This is a genomic window from Streptomyces sp. NPDC088254 (genome assembly GCF_044740925.1).
GTDB lineage: Bacteria > Actinomycetota > Actinomycetes > Streptomycetales > Streptomycetaceae > Streptomyces.
Genome location: NZ_JBIURQ010000001.1, coordinates 1,357,538 through 1,370,209 on the forward strand (window position 1 = coordinate 1,357,538; position 12,672 = coordinate 1,370,209).

The 12,672-nt window shown below is 70.1% G+C and carries 12 protein-coding genes and 2 pseudogenes; 5 read left to right on the forward strand and 9 right to left on the reverse strand.

Annotated elements, in window-relative coordinates; all coding sequences use genetic code 11:
• Positions 1 to 74 precede the first annotated feature (74 nt).
• Positions 75 to 2,111, reverse strand: coding sequence for a flotillin family protein (locus ACIOC0_RS05880; RefSeq protein ID WP_402152809.1), 2,037 nt, complete (start codon positions 2,109 to 2,111; stop codon positions 75 to 77).
• A 73-nt stretch (positions 2,112 to 2,184) separates the two neighbouring features.
• Positions 2,185 to 2,601: a hypothetical protein gene (locus ACIOC0_RS05885; protein WP_402152811.1), complete on the reverse strand. Its 417-nt coding sequence runs from the start codon at positions 2,599 to 2,601 to the stop codon at positions 2,185 to 2,187.
• 244 nt (positions 2,602 to 2,845) lie between these two features.
• On the opposite strand from ACIOC0_RS05885, the gene ACIOC0_RS05890 reads away from it, so the two are divergent.
• The 3 genes and pseudogenes from ACIOC0_RS05890 to ACIOC0_RS05900 form a co-directional block, all read left to right on the forward strand.
• Positions 2,846 to 3,904, forward strand: a complete 1,059-nt coding sequence (locus tag ACIOC0_RS05890) for a PucR family transcriptional regulator (RefSeq protein WP_402152813.1) — start codon at positions 2,846 to 2,848, stop codon at positions 3,902 to 3,904.
• Positions 3,905 to 3,926: 22 nt separating this feature from the next.
• Complete coding sequence (locus ACIOC0_RS05895) at positions 3,927 to 4,130, forward strand: hypothetical protein (RefSeq protein ID WP_402152815.1); 204 nt, start codon at positions 3,927 to 3,929, stop codon at positions 4,128 to 4,130.
• Between the two features lie 199 nt (positions 4,131 to 4,329).
• Positions 4,330 to 4,710, forward strand: a pseudogene (locus ACIOC0_RS05900) (alanine:cation symporter family protein); the annotation flags it as partial.
• Positions 4,711 to 4,911: 201 nt separating this feature from the next.
• Here ACIOC0_RS05900 and ACIOC0_RS05905 read toward each other — a convergent pair.
• Complete coding sequence (locus ACIOC0_RS05905) at positions 4,912 to 6,180, reverse strand: cation:proton antiporter (RefSeq protein ID WP_402152816.1); 1,269 nt, start codon at positions 6,178 to 6,180, stop codon at positions 4,912 to 4,914.
• Between the two features lie 165 nt (positions 6,181 to 6,345).
• Between ACIOC0_RS05905 and nhaA the strand changes: the two genes are divergently transcribed.
• Positions 6,346 to 7,722, forward strand: coding sequence for a Na+/H+ antiporter NhaA (gene nhaA / locus ACIOC0_RS05910; protein ID WP_402152818.1), 1,377 nt, complete (start codon positions 6,346 to 6,348; stop codon positions 7,720 to 7,722).
• Positions 7,723 to 7,904: 182 nt separating this feature from the next.
• Here nhaA and ACIOC0_RS05915 read toward each other — a convergent pair.
• From ACIOC0_RS05915 to ACIOC0_RS05925, 3 genes and pseudogenes are all read right to left on the reverse strand, one after another.
• Positions 7,905 to 8,167, reverse strand: a pseudogene (locus ACIOC0_RS05915) (MerR family DNA-binding protein); the annotation flags it as partial.
• Positions 8,149 to 8,361 carry a hypothetical protein gene (locus ACIOC0_RS05920; RefSeq protein WP_402152820.1) on the reverse strand — a complete coding sequence of 71 codons (213 nt, stop codon included), beginning with the start codon at positions 8,359 to 8,361 and terminating at the stop codon, positions 8,149 to 8,151. The gene ACIOC0_RS05920 and the pseudogene ACIOC0_RS05915, both read right to left, overlap by 19 nt.
• A gap of 329 nt (positions 8,362 to 8,690) precedes the next feature.
• Positions 8,691 to 10,340, reverse strand: a complete 1,650-nt coding sequence (locus tag ACIOC0_RS05925) for an FAD-dependent oxidoreductase (RefSeq protein ID WP_402152822.1) — start codon at positions 10,338 to 10,340, stop codon at positions 8,691 to 8,693.
• 76 nt (positions 10,341 to 10,416) lie between these two features.
• On the opposite strand from ACIOC0_RS05925, the gene ACIOC0_RS05930 reads away from it, so the two are divergent.
• Positions 10,417 to 10,974 (forward strand): helix-turn-helix domain-containing protein, encoded by a 558-nt coding sequence (locus ACIOC0_RS05930; protein ID WP_402152824.1) that lies wholly within the window; start codon positions 10,417 to 10,419, stop codon positions 10,972 to 10,974.
• Between the two features lie 100 nt (positions 10,975 to 11,074).
• Here ACIOC0_RS05930 and ACIOC0_RS05935 read toward each other — a convergent pair whose 3' ends face one another.
• The 3 genes from ACIOC0_RS05935 to ACIOC0_RS05945 form a co-directional block, all read right to left on the reverse strand.
• A complete protein-coding gene (locus ACIOC0_RS05935; protein WP_402152826.1) occupies positions 11,075 to 11,212 on the reverse strand; it encodes a hypothetical protein in 138 nt (45 codons plus the stop codon).
• Between the two features lie 206 nt (positions 11,213 to 11,418).
• The gene (locus ACIOC0_RS05940) at positions 11,419 to 12,117 is read right to left on the reverse strand and encodes a tectonin domain-containing protein (RefSeq protein WP_402152828.1); all 699 of its coding nucleotides are present in this window, start codon (positions 12,115 to 12,117) and stop codon (positions 11,419 to 11,421) included.
• A gap of 199 nt (positions 12,118 to 12,316) precedes the next feature.
• Positions 12,317 to 12,517, reverse strand: coding sequence for a hypothetical protein (locus tag ACIOC0_RS05945; protein ID WP_402152830.1), 201 nt, complete (start codon positions 12,515 to 12,517; stop codon positions 12,317 to 12,319).
• Positions 12,518 to 12,672: the final 155 nt, after the last annotated feature.

The following is a 12,672-nucleotide window of genomic DNA, read 5'->3' on the forward strand; positions in this document are numbered from 1 at the left end:
GCCTCTCGGGAAGTGGAGGAAGGTGGTCCGGAGCCGCCGTCCCCTGTGCGGCGGCTCCGGACCGAAAGGGCGGGTCAGGCGTGGACGGCACTGCCGTTCAGGGTGGTGAGCGGCTTGTCCGCCAGGCCCAGCTCGCCGGCCCTGTCGAGCAGTTGCTGGAGCTGCCCAGAGTCGGACCCGTCGGTCTTCATCAGCTTCATCAGCAGCGCCGAGACCGTCAGGTTCTGCACGTCGGCCGTGGTGACCGAACCGAGGATGCGGCCCAGGTCGTCGGTGAAGCTGGAGGTGCCGTCCAGCCAGGGCCGGGCCAGGGCCTGCGCGGTCTCGGAGTGCTGGACGAACCCGTCGACGCCCTTGCCGAGGGCGATCGAGGACATCAGCCGGTCGAAGAAGACCGACTCGCCTCCGACGATGTTGATGTCGGCGCTCTCCAGACCGGTGGCGAGCACTGTGGCCTGCGCCTGGGCGACCTGCCGCTGCACGTCGAGGCCCGCGAGGCGGATCTCCTTGTCCGCCTGCACACGCAGCCGGTACTCCTCATGCCCGCGCGAGGCGTCGTCGAGGGCGGCCATGGCCGCGGCCTTCTGGGTCAGGCCCTCGGCCTCGGCCTTGAGCTTCTCGCCGATGGCCGCGGCGTCCGCGAGTGCCTGGGCCTGCGCGCCTTCGGCCTCTGCCCGCAGCCGGGCCTCGGTGGCGGCGGCTTCAGCCCGGCCGGCCTTCTCGATGACGTCGGCTTCCTTGTCGCGGACCTGGACGGCCGCGAGCCCTTCGGCAGCCGCCTCGGCCTGAATGCCCTCGGCGAGGCGCAGCTTGGCCTGCGCGTCGAGGTCAGCCGTCTTCAACCGGGCCTCCGCCAGCGTCAGTTCCTCGGCCGCGCGGTGGGTGGCGGCCTGCTCGGCGGCTTCGGCGGCCTTGATGTCCTTGACCAGCTTCTCCTGCGCCTCGGCTTCGGCGGCGATGATCACGGTCTGCCGCTGTCGCTCCGCCTCCTCCACGGCCCGCAGCTTCTTGATCGACTCCTCCTGCTCGGCGACCGTGCGGTCCACGGCGACGCGCTCGCGGATGACCTCGGCGATGTCCCGCTTCTCCGCCTCGACCTCCTTCTCGGCGGCGATCCGGGTCAGCTGCGTCTCCCGCTCCCGGCCGATGACTTCGAGGAGCCGGTCCTTCTCGATGCGCTCGTTCTCGATGGCGATGACCCGCTCGCGGTTCTTCGCGGCGACGGCCACCTCGCGGGCCTGGTTCTCGCGCTGCACGCCGAGCTTCTCCTCGGTGGCCAGGAAGGCGCCCTGGGCTCGCAGCCGCTCCTCCTCCACCACCCGCGCCGTCTCGGCCTCCTCCCGGGCCCGCACGGTCGCGATCTCCCGCTTCTGCTTGGTCTCCGCGTCGGCCTGCCGGCGCTCCAGCTCCAGGATGGCCTCGCGGGCGTCGACGTTCTGCCGCGTGATCTCCTTCTCCTCGGTGCGCTGCGCCTCGTTGGTGCGTACGTGCTCGATGACCGTCAACTCGGTGATCTTGCGGATGCCCTGGGCGTCGAGGACGTTGGACGGGTCGAGCTGGGCGACCGGCGTCTGCTCCAGGTAGTCGATCGCCGCGTCCTCCAGGTGGTAGCCGTTGAGGTCGACGCCGATGACGTCGATGATCCGGTACCGCAGTTCCTCGCGCTTGGTGTACAGGTCGGTGAAGTCCAGTTGCTTCCCGACGGTCTTCAGCGCCTCGGAGAACTTCGCGTGGAACAGCTCCTGCAGCGTGTCCCGGTCGCTCGCCCGCGCGGTGCCGACGGCCTGCGCGACCTTGATGACGTCGTCGACCGTCTTGTTGACCTTGACGAAGAACGTGATCCGGATGTCGGCCCGGATGTTGTCCTGGCAGATCAGCCCGTCCTTGCCGGTCCGAGTGATCTCGATCGCCTTCACCGAGATGTCCATCACCTCGGCCTTGTGCAGCACGGGCAGCACGACCTGCCCGGTGAAGGTCACGTCGACCTTCCGCAGCTTGGAGACGATCAGCGCCTTGCCCTGCTCCACCTTGCGGAACAGCAGGGAGACGACCAGCACGGCGAGCAGGGCGACGGCGACGAGCACACCGGCGCCCAGGAGGATGACATTCATGGCATACGTCCTTGAGGCGTGAAGAAAAAGGAAGTGCGAGGGGGACGGCGTCGAGGGCCGACGGGGGTACTGCTCAGGCGGCGTGGTCCACGTGATCGCGTGCCCGGCAGCGATCGGGCAGGCCGGGTTCGTCGGGGAAGAGCCGGTGCAGGGGCCGCACGAACAGGCAGGTCAGTCGCCATGCGACCGGCAGGGCGGCGACGGGCAGGACCATGCGCAGCAGACCGGTGACGGCACACGGCGGCGCGCACACGGCCAGCAGGAGGACGCCCCCGACGCTGAGGAACCAGGCCACGGCCGTCAGCATGGTGACGGCTACCGCCACGGGTACGCCGCCCATCCCCCAGACCCGGAGGTCGGCGTCCGCGTCGAAGGCGCCGACCGAGGTGAGACCCGCGGCGACGAGGAGCCAGAAGCACAGCAGCACGACGAGGGCGGTGGTCAACAGGATCGTGGGCGGGCCGGTGACGACCGGGAGCAACGTCCGCATGCCGTACCCCCTCAGTCCGCACTGCCCGTCAACCGCGCTCCGCGGAGCACCGCTCGCTCAGGGTTCCGGTGCCGGACACCTGCCGGTGTCCGGCACCGCATTCCCCAGCAGTGCTCCCCGCAGCCCATGCTGCACCCCCGGCGCCCGCCCGCGCATTGCCGGTTCCCGGCAGCGTTGTCTAGGGTCTGCATGCCGGTCAGCCGCCAAGAAGTCGTCAGCGGCGCGTCAAGAACTCGGGGGAAGCATGGTGGAGTTGCAGATTCCGGAGCAGTATCTGGAGGGCTACGCCCAGATACTCGGAGAGGTCGCGGCCACAGGTCGGCGCCTCACCCGGGAAGAACTCGCCTTCCGACGGGCACTCGGAGAGCAGGCGGCTGACGCCGGTCACGGGCTACGAGCCCTGGTCAGCGCCCATCTGACCGCCGCACGCGCCGCATGGCCGGCCGGCCATGCGGCAGCCGACGGCCTCCTGGCCGCCATGCAGCAGGCGACGGACGCCTTCGCCGAGGGCTTCGAGCGGGCCCAGCGCCAGGCCGTACGCCAGGAAGAGGCGGCACGCCGCGAGTTCATCGACGACCTTCTCTACGGCCGCAGCGACCTCGGACGCCTCGCCGAACGCGCCGAACGGTTCGGCCTGCGCCTCTCACACGCCCACGCCGTCGCCGTCGCCGAGGGCCCCACCGCCTACGAGGAGGGCGATCCCGTCCCCCGCCAGGTGGAACGCGCCCTCATCGCACGCTTCGGAGACCGCAGCATCCTGCTCACCACCAAGGACGGCCGGCTGCTGTGCATCGCCCCCGGCCCCCAGGACGAGGTCCTCACCCACTTCGCGAAGCAGGCCCATGCCGCCACCGATGGCGGCCGGGTCGCCATCGGCCGCCCCCAGCCTGGCCCCGGCGGGGTCGTCCACTCCTACGAGGAGGCACTCAACGCCCTGGAACTCGCCGAGCGCCTCGAACTGGAAGACCCGGTTCTGCGGGCAGCCGACCTGCTCGTCTATCCCGTCCTCACCCGCGACCGGCAGGCCATGGCCGAACTCGTCATCAACACCCTCGGCCCGCTCACCACGGCTCGCGGCGGTGCCCAGCCCCTCCTGGACACCCTCACCGCCTACTTCGACTCCGGCTGCGTGGCCGCCGAGGCAGCCCGCCGCCTCACCCTCAGCGTGCGGGCCCTGACCTACCGACTGGACCGCATCCACAAGCTCACGGGCGCCAACCCGGCCGAGCCGGCCCACCGGTACATGCTGCAGACCGCGGTGATCGGTGCACGGCTGCTGGACTGGCCCGCCCAGGAGCTCTGACGCGCACCGCGGACGAGGTCAGGTGCGGGCCACTTCGCCGGAGCCTTGGCGGGCCGCCGGATCCTGGGCGCCACCCCTGTGGAACGTCGCGTCCTTCGCCGCCATCGGCGGCGCCGGCCACCCGCAATTCGAAAGGCACACCATCGCCAAGTCGTTCCGGGCGGGCGCCTGGCGCGTCTTCGCCCTGGAGACCGGGTTCAACACGTCGGCCGACAGCCGTACTTGACCATGCGGGGCCATCCCGCGGTGACGTGGCTCGGGAGAGGCAGCAATCCGGTGAACAGCGACGACACTCAGAGTGTGAGCAAGGCCGAGTACGGCTCAAGTGGGACCCGAGTCCCTGGAACCAGCCATCTCACCATCTCGACATCATCGCCACGACCTACTCGGCGAACACCCCCTACGGCCCGCCCGTTTACCACGATCCGGACGCCTTCCAGACCATCCTCCAGGGCGCCTTCGAGGCCGAGGTCGAGGGCGTCGCGGGCGGTGTGATCGGTGCCCTGATCATCGGCTTCCAGCGCGCCGCGTTCTCCAACGAGGCCGGTCTGGGCTCCGCCCCGATCGCCCACTCCGCGGTCAAGACCCACCACCCCGCGAGCGAGGGTCTGGTCGCCCTGCTGGAGCCCTTCATCGACAGGGTCGTCATCTGCACCATGACCGCGCTGACCATCGTCATCGCCAACCCGGCCAGCTGGGGCGAGGCCCGCGCCGGCGAGAGCATCGGCGGCGTCACCATCACCTCCGACGCCTTCGAGACGGCGCAGCCCTGGTTTCCGGCCGTGCTCACCGTCGCGGTGCTGCTCGCTGAACTCCTTCCTGGAGTTCGTCCGCGCCCGCAAGGCCGGCGAGATCAGCGACGGCGACGAAGACCAGGAGTCGGTGAAGACCACCGTCTGACCGCCCCCCGGCGGCCCGGCTCCGGTACGGGCCCGTGCTCACCTCGCGCCTTGGTGGGTACGGGCCCGTACGTCTGCCGCTACGACCGACGGCCTGCGAACAGCCGCCTACGACCGGCCGCCGAGCTCCGCCCTGTCGCGTCGCCGGTCCAGGTAGCCGATGGCCGGGGTGGCCATGACGCCGTGCAGCACCACCGAGATCACCACGGTGAGGGCCACGACGGCCCACAACTCCCGCTCCGAGCCGCCGAAGGAGTCCTGCCCCAGCGCGTAGGACAGGTAGAACAGCGAGCCGATGCCCCGGATCCCGAACAGGGCGACCACGGCACGCTCCTTCTTCCCCATAGCGGTGCGTGCCTGTGCCAGCCACCCCGTGAGCGGCCGTACGACCAGCAGCACCAAAACACCGACGACCGCGCCAGCCCACGTCAGGGCGGACAAGGCGCCGTCCACCAGGTATCCGCCGAGCAGGAAGAGCAGCACGGCCGTGAGCAGCCGTTCGATCTGCTCGGTGAACTCGTGCAGCACCTTGTGATAGCCGTGGCTGCGTTCGGCGGCACGGATGACGCAGGCCGTCACGAAGACGGACAGGAAGCCGTAGCCGTGGAGCACCTCGGCGATGCCGTAGGACACGAAGGTGGCTCCCAGCGCCACGAAGCCCTCCATGTACTCGGACAGCCGCAGCGCCGACGTACGGACCCGGAAGAACAGCCACCCCAGCAGCCGGCCGACGCCACCCCCTACGGCCAGCCCCACAGCGCACTTGCCCAGCAGGTCGGTCAGCGCCCACGAACCGATCCAGTCCGCCGACCACCCCGTCCCTGCTGCCGCGGCGAGGGCGAGGGCCGCGTAGACGAACGGAAAGGCGAGCCCGTCGTTCAGCCCTGCCTCGCTGGTCAGGGCGAACCGCACCTCGTCCTCGTCCCGCTCGCTGCCGAGCGGCTCGCCCACGCGCACCTCACCGGCCAGCACGGGATCCGTGGGCGCGAGCACGGCGCCCAGCAGCAGGGCGGCGGCGGGTGGCCAGTCGAGAAGCCACCAGGCCAGCAGGGCGACGATCGCCACGGTCAGCGGCATCGTGATGCCCAGCAACCGCCACGTCGTGGACCACCGGCGCCATCCGAAGGGCCGGTCGATGGCGAGCCCGGCGCCCATCAGCGACACGATCACACACACCTCGGTGGTGTGTTCGACCCACAGACGATCGCGAACGGGATCCACGGCCGGCACACCCACCGGCAGCAGCTCGATGAGAACCCCTGCGGCGAGGAAGACCATGGGCAGGGACAGCGGCCGCTTGGACACCACCCGGGGCAGCACGGCCGCGCCCAGGGCTCCCAGGCCCAGACAGACGTAGACCACGTCCGAAAGCGTCACTGCGACCTCCTGCCCGACGCGATCAATCCCAGGCCACGTGTGTACCCCGTTCCGCACCGTTGCCTCGCCCGATTGCGCCCCGGGCTCGCTTCCTGCCCGGTTGCGGCAGACGAGGAGGGGGTGGGCCGACCGACCCGCTCCGGTTAGGGTGTGAAGAACGCGTCAATGAGGCGCGGGGTGTGCCGGGAAGTCTGGTCGGCGTCCGTAGGGCCGTGTGCCCTTTTGCCGACACCCCGGAGGTTCGCCGTCGTGGCAGCTGCCCCCCGCTCGCCGTTCCTTGGTCTTCTGTCCTGGCCTGAACGGCAGGCCGTGGCCCAGGCCTTGCGCACTGAGACTGTGGGCGGCCTGGTCCTGCTGGCCGCGGCGGTGGTGGCGCTGGTGTGGGCGAACACTCCGTTCAGCGGCGCGTACACCGCCATCCGCGACTTCCACTTCGGGATACCCGCGCTGGGTTTGGACCTGTCGGTCGGCCACTGGACCTCCGATGGCCTGCTGAGTGTCTTCTTCCTGGTCGCCGGGATCGAGCTGAAGCGCGAACTGGTGGTCGGCTCCCTGCGCACCCCGGCCACGGCCGCGCTGCCGGTCATCGCTGCTGTGTGCGGCATGGCGGTGCCGGCCGCCCTCTATGCCGCAACCGTTGCGGTCGGCGGGGGCAGCATGGAGGGCTGGGCGGTGCCGATGGCCACCGACATCGCCTTCGCCCTGGCGGTCCTTGCGGTCATCTCCACCCACCTGCCGACCGCCCTGCGGGCCTTCCTGCTGACCCTTGCGGTTGTCGACGACCTCGGTGCGATTCTGGTCATTGCCGTCTTCTTCACCTCTGACCTCAACTTTTGGGCGCTGGCCGGGGCGCTCGCCGGGCTGGCCCTCTTCTACGTCCTGCAGCGGCTGCGGGTGCGGGGCTGGTGGTGGTACGTGCCGCTGGGTGTGACGGTGTGGGCGCTGATGTACAGCGGTGGCATCCACGCCACCGTCGCCGGTGTCGCCATGGGCCTGATCCTGCGCGCCACCCGCGACGAGGGCGAACAGGAATCACCCGGCGCACGCACCGGGCATCTGCTGCACCCGCTCTCCGCCGGGATCTGCGTGCCGCTGTTCGCCCTGTTCGCTGCCGGGGTCAGCATCTCCGGCGACGCGCTGGGCAAGGTGTTCACCACCCCCGAACCCCTCGGCGTGATCCTCGGCCTGGTCGCGGGCAAGATCCTCGGCATCTTCGCCGGCACCTACCTCGCCGCCCGCTTCACCCGCGCCCAGCTCAACCCGGACCTGGCCTGGGCCGACGTATTCGGCCTCGCAACGCTGGCCGGCATCGGATTCACCGTAGCCCTGCTCATCGGCGAACTCGCCTTCCCCGGCTCGGCGGTCGGTGAGCACGTCAAAACCGCCGTCCTGATCGCCTCCTTCACCGCCGCAGTGCTCGCCGCCCTGCTCCTGCGGCGCAGAAATGCCGTCTACCGGCGCCTGTGCGAGGAGGAAAACCTCGACCAGGACGGCGACGGTATCCCCGACATCTACCAGCGCACCGAAGGCAGCAGCGCATGACCCGGCCACTGCCGCACCGTCGCCTGCCCCGCGGGGGAATGGCTGCTGGTCTGCGCCGGGGCCACCGTGGGCGCGATCCACACCGCACCGGCCTGGGCAATGACGTTGTGCCTGATAGCCGCCGCCACGGCGCTGCGCACCGCGGCCAAACCCTTTGAGCGGCGGCCCGCCCAGACTGTTCTTCAGGCCGAGGCGCCCTGCTGACGGCGGGCGGCCCCGAGCCGGGCGCGGAGGGTGGCGGCGAAGTCTTCAGCGCGGGCCAGTTGGACGCGCAGGTCCTCGATCTTCTCGGCGGCGGCCTGTTCGCAGGTCTCTATCCGCTCCAGGAGTGCTTCCCGCTCGTCGATGTCGGCCGGCTCGTGGAGTCGAGGCGGTCGATGGCATCCAGGAGGTCGCGCATCTCATCCAGGGTGAAGCCGAGCGGTTTCATGCGGCGGATGACCACCGCTCACTCCACTCCGGCAGCACAGCCTGGACCACCTCGACCGGGGTGAACAGCAGCAGCGGGGTCAGACCCTCCAGAGTGGCCGCGTCCAGCTTGGCGGCCGGTGTGAAGCCTTGATCGCCGCTGACCGGCCCGTAGGCGACCACGTCGATCCGGCCGAAGCGGCCATGGATCGCCTCGACGAGAGCGGGCACCTCAGGGGGCCTGGAAGGATCGGCGCTGAACGCGACCGCCTCGGTACCTTCGCCGGCGAGTACCTCGACGCGGAGAAGATGTGGAGTCCTTGGCCACGACCGTGGCCACGGACTCCACATCTCATCATCAACGCGTAGAGCAGCAGGCCGACCGGGCGGCTGCGACGGAAGGGCCCATCCGACCCGCAACGAGCGGTGAGCATCGTGAAGCTGCAGATCACGGTGCCGGTGCGGACGGTCGGGGCCGTAACCGGCAGGCCCCGGCGGCATGTTTCCTGGGACGCGGATTCACTCAGGCACTGGTGCGCGTTGAAGATCCGGCAACGCGATCACACCGCTCGTCGAGTTGCGCGCAGTACGACGTCGCTGACGTGGTGGGTGCTGGCCGCGCCGGGGGGTCGTTGCCGGGTTTCGTGGGTCTCGACATGCCAGGTGCCGGGGTCGGCGGTGAGTGCGGCGGCGATCTCGTCGACCCCGACGAACGCCTCCGGGTCGTACATCCGGGTCTGGGTCGCCACATCCACCGGGTCGCGCAGGGGGGTGAGGTCGTGGTGCACGACCAGGAGCGTGCCGCCGGGGGCGACGGCGGCGAGCAGGCTGCGCAGGCCGCGGTGGTCGGGCGTGCGCTTGAACGAGCCGTATTGCAGGGAGACCAGGTCGAAGGTCTCGGTGCCGAAGGGTGCTGGATCGTTCGCGTCGCCGCGTACGAGGTCGATGGCGAGCCCGCGGCGTTCAGCCTCGGCGCGCACCCGGGCGAGCGCGTTGCCAGAGATGTCGGTGGCGGTCACCTTCCAGCCGTGCTCGGCCAGCCAGAGGGCGTCGGCGCCCTCGCCGGTGCCGACGTCGAGCGCACGGCCCGTGGCCAGGGGGGCAACCTCGTGGACGAGCGTGCCGTTGGGGTTGCCGCTCCACGCTCGATCGGGGCCCCCGTAGCGGTGGTCCCAGTCGGCCTCCTCGCCCGAGTGCCGGACAGCGGCGCGTAGATCCTCGTCGGCGAGGCTGAAGGCGATCATGGCGCCGACCTGGCTGCCCTGGGCGGCCGCCGGCAGTACCTGCAGGCTCGGGTCGGTGACGTTGCCGGCCGCGTAGATCCCTGGTACGGCGGTCTCGCCGCGCGCATCGACCGCGAGGACGTCCCCGGCGCCGGACGGGTGAGGGGTGGTGGTGAGCCCTACTCCGGCCAGCACGTCGGCGCGTGCTCGGAACCGCGAGCCGACCACGACGGCGTCGGCCTCAAGCACGCGACCGTCGACGAGCTCGACCCCGGACACCTCGCCGCCCGGCCCGGTGAGGACCCGGCCTACCTCGCTGCGCTCGACGGCGACGCCGGAGGCAGCAAGGGCCTCGACGGCTCCCTCATCGAGCCCGGTCGGGTCGTGCAGCACGACGGTCAGCTGGCCGGTCAGATGCCGAAACAGCGGGGTTGGGTGGAGCCCCAGGGGGTTCGTGACGATCTGCACCAGGCGCTGGTCGCGCACCTCGAAGCCGTGGCAGAACGGGCAGTGGATCACGCCGCGGCCCCACCCCTCGGCGACGCCGTCGATCTCGGGGAGCTCGTCGGCCAGGCCGGTCGCGGCGAGAACGCGGCGGGCCACCAGCATGTGCCCACCGGTGAGGTCGAGCCGGAACCTGCCGTCGTCGCGACGGTGCACCCCCACAACTCGGCCGGAGAGAACCTCCCCACCATACGTGCGTACCTCCTCGCGACCGACCTCCATCAGCTCGCCTGGCGCGGCTCCCTCGTACCCCAGGTAGCCGTGCATGTGCGCGGCCGGGGCGTTGCGCGGGGCGCCGTCGTCGACCACGACGACGCCGCGTCGCTGGCGGGAGATCTGCAGGGCTGCGGCGAGACCGGCGGCCGAGCCGCCGATCACGGCGACGTCGCAGTGACGCTCCAGTGTGGGGTACTGGGCGTGGCTGACAGGCTCGGTGGGCTCGGACGGGGCACAGCGTCGGCTGTGTGTGTGGTGATCGCTCATGAATCCGACGGTACAGCGCCCGGCGCCATCCGCAAGGATGCTTGCAGAATCAGCAAGGCGCGGCCAAGATGGGCGCATGAATGAAGTCGCTGACGTCGAAGCCCTGGCACGGTCGCGCCTGCGCAGCATGCGCACCACCCTGGGTTACTCCCTGGATGAGCTGGCCCAGCGCACCAACCTCAGCCCGTCGACCATCAGCCGCGTCGAGACGGGCAAGCGCACGCTCAGCCTCGACGTGCTCGTGCCGCTGGCCAACGCCCTCCAGATGAGTCTCGACCTACTCCTCGAAGTGCCCACCGACGACGACGTCGTCATCCGTCCGGTCGCACACAGCAGCGGCACGCGGACGACGTGGCCGCTGAGCCGCCCGGACGGCCGCACGGTCGCGATGAAGATGCGCCTCGAGCCGTCCGACGCGTCGCCCAGCCAACGGGTCCACCCGGGCCACGACTGGTTCCTCGTGCTCGAGGGGCGCGTGCGGCTGTGGCTGGGTGAGCGGCAGATCGACGTCGACGCGGGGGAGGCGGCGGAGTTCGCGACGATGGTCCCGCACGCGATCACGGCCCTGGACGGTCCGGCCGAGTTGATCATGATCTTCGACCGTGACGGACAGCGCGCGCACGTGCACCAGTGAGCCTCCGTCAACCCGAAGTCGCAGGTCAAAGGGCTGGTGTGACCAGTTCTCGGGATGCTTACCCTGGTCGTGGGCGGCAGTCTGCGGCGTAGATCGTTTGTCAGCGGTTGACTTCGAGGTTCGTCAGGACGAGCAGAGCGCGCAGGAGGTGGGTGGCGCGGGCAGGGTCGGTGCGGAGTTTGGTGAGGGTCCGCCAGTTCTCGAGGTGGGCGAAGCCGTGTTCGACCGGTGCGACCAATGAGCCCGGGATGCCCTCTCGTTGGGTCAGGGGGCTGGCGTGATGGGCCTCTGTAGCACTCAAAGGCTGGCCGTGGGCTGCAGTCTCCGGCGGAGACCGTCTGACCGGGAGGTCGGTCACCGGTTGCTGTTTGTGCCGGGCCGGTCACGCCCTTGGGGGACGTGACCGGCCCGACTTCCGGCGGCAGGATGCCGAGTGGTTGGGGGTCAGCCCGGCAGATCACCGGTGTAGCGGTAGATGTTGCCGGCCGAGTTCACGCCCCAGACGGTGCCGTCCACTCCTGCTCCGACGTCGGTGAGCGCGCCGGGGATCTGCACCCAGGGGCTGGCGTCGTTGTTGGTGTAGCGGTAGATGTTCCCGCCGGAGTTCGCCCCCCAGACCGAGGTGCGGGAGCCTGCTGAGATTGCCTTGAGCCCGCCGTCGATCTGCTTCCAGTGGTCGCTTTCCTGGTCGCCGGTGTAGCGGTAGATGTTGCCGGCGGAGTTGACACCCCAGACGGTGCCGTCCGCGGCTGCACCGATGTCCGTCAGCGCCCCCGGGATCTGCACCCAGGGATTGGCGTCGTTGTTGGTGTAGCGGTAGATGTTGCCGGCCGCGTTGACGCCCCACACGTTGGTCCTAGACCCGGCAGAGATCCGGACGAGCGCACCGCTGATCTGTTTCCAGTGGTCGCTTTCCTGGTCGCCGGTGTAGCGGTAGATGTTGCCGGCGGAGTTGACACCCCAGACGGTGCCGTCCGCGGCTGCACCGATGTCCGTCAGCGCCCCCGGGATCTGCACCCAGGGATTGGCGTCGTTGTTGGTGTAGCGGTAGATGTTCCCGGCCGCGTTGACGCCCCACACGTTGGTCCTGGACCCGGCAGAGATCCGGACGAGCGCACCGCTGATCTGCTTCCAGTCGGCCATTTCACGGGCTCCTTGTCGTCTGTGATGTTGCGTGCAGACCCTCCCGCGACGGAACGATTCAGCATGCAAGCGTGCTTGCGGCGTGATCCTTCCCTTGTCCGTAAAGTCGCGTTTATCTGATGGGTCGCGCCCTTCGAGCTGGGACGGCGCGGTCGGCGGTTGATCCAGGGGTGACCTGAACGGAGCTCCCACTTGCGGGTTATTCGCAATCACCAGGTTGACGCCGACGAGCGAGCGAGAGCGTCCGGAAGTTCCGCGGCTCGCCGGCGGCGGCGTCCAGGGCGTCCCACACCATGTCTTCGACGTGCTCGGGCAGGGTGGCAAGGACCTTCGCGGCCGGGGCGGAGAAGCGGACCGCGTACGGCTGTTCGGTCACCGGCGCCGCCCGCGGAGCCGCCATGTCGATGAACTCGCTGTCGTCATAGCCGGAGGCGACGAACGTGTCGACGGCCGGGGCGGAGGCGAGGCGGCCCTGCCAGCCCTGGACGACCTCGTAGATCCCGGCGAGGGAGAACGTGCGCCGCGATTCCTCGAGGGCGGCGGCCCACCCCGCTC

Coding starts and splice junctions, on each gene's coding strand:
- ACIOC0_RS05940 (WP_402152828.1), bottom strand. CDS start 12,117: ATGGCCGACTGGAAGCAGATCAGCGGTGCGCTCGTCCGGATCTCTGCC.
- nhaA (WP_402152818.1), top strand. CDS start 6,346: ATGAGGCGCGGGGTGTGCCGGGAAGTCTGGTCGGCGTCCGTAGGGCCG.
- ACIOC0_RS05885 (WP_402152811.1), bottom strand. CDS start 2,601: ATGCGGACGTTGCTCCCGGTCGTCACCGGCCCGCCCACGATCCTGTTG.
- ACIOC0_RS05925 (WP_402152822.1), bottom strand. CDS start 10,340: ATGAGCGATCACCACACACACAGCCGACGCTGTGCCCCGTCCGAGCCC.
- ACIOC0_RS05890 (WP_402152813.1), top strand. CDS start 2,846: ATGGTGGAGTTGCAGATTCCGGAGCAGTATCTGGAGGGCTACGCCCAG.
- ACIOC0_RS05945 (WP_402152830.1), bottom strand. CDS start 12,517: ATGGCGGCTCCGCGGGCGGCGCCGGTGACCGAACAGCCGTACGCGGTC.
- ACIOC0_RS05930 (WP_402152824.1), top strand. CDS start 10,417: ATGAATGAAGTCGCTGACGTCGAAGCCCTGGCACGGTCGCGCCTGCGC.
- ACIOC0_RS05880 (WP_402152809.1), bottom strand. CDS start 2,111: ATGAATGTCATCCTCCTGGGCGCCGGTGTGCTCGTCGCCGTCGCCCTG.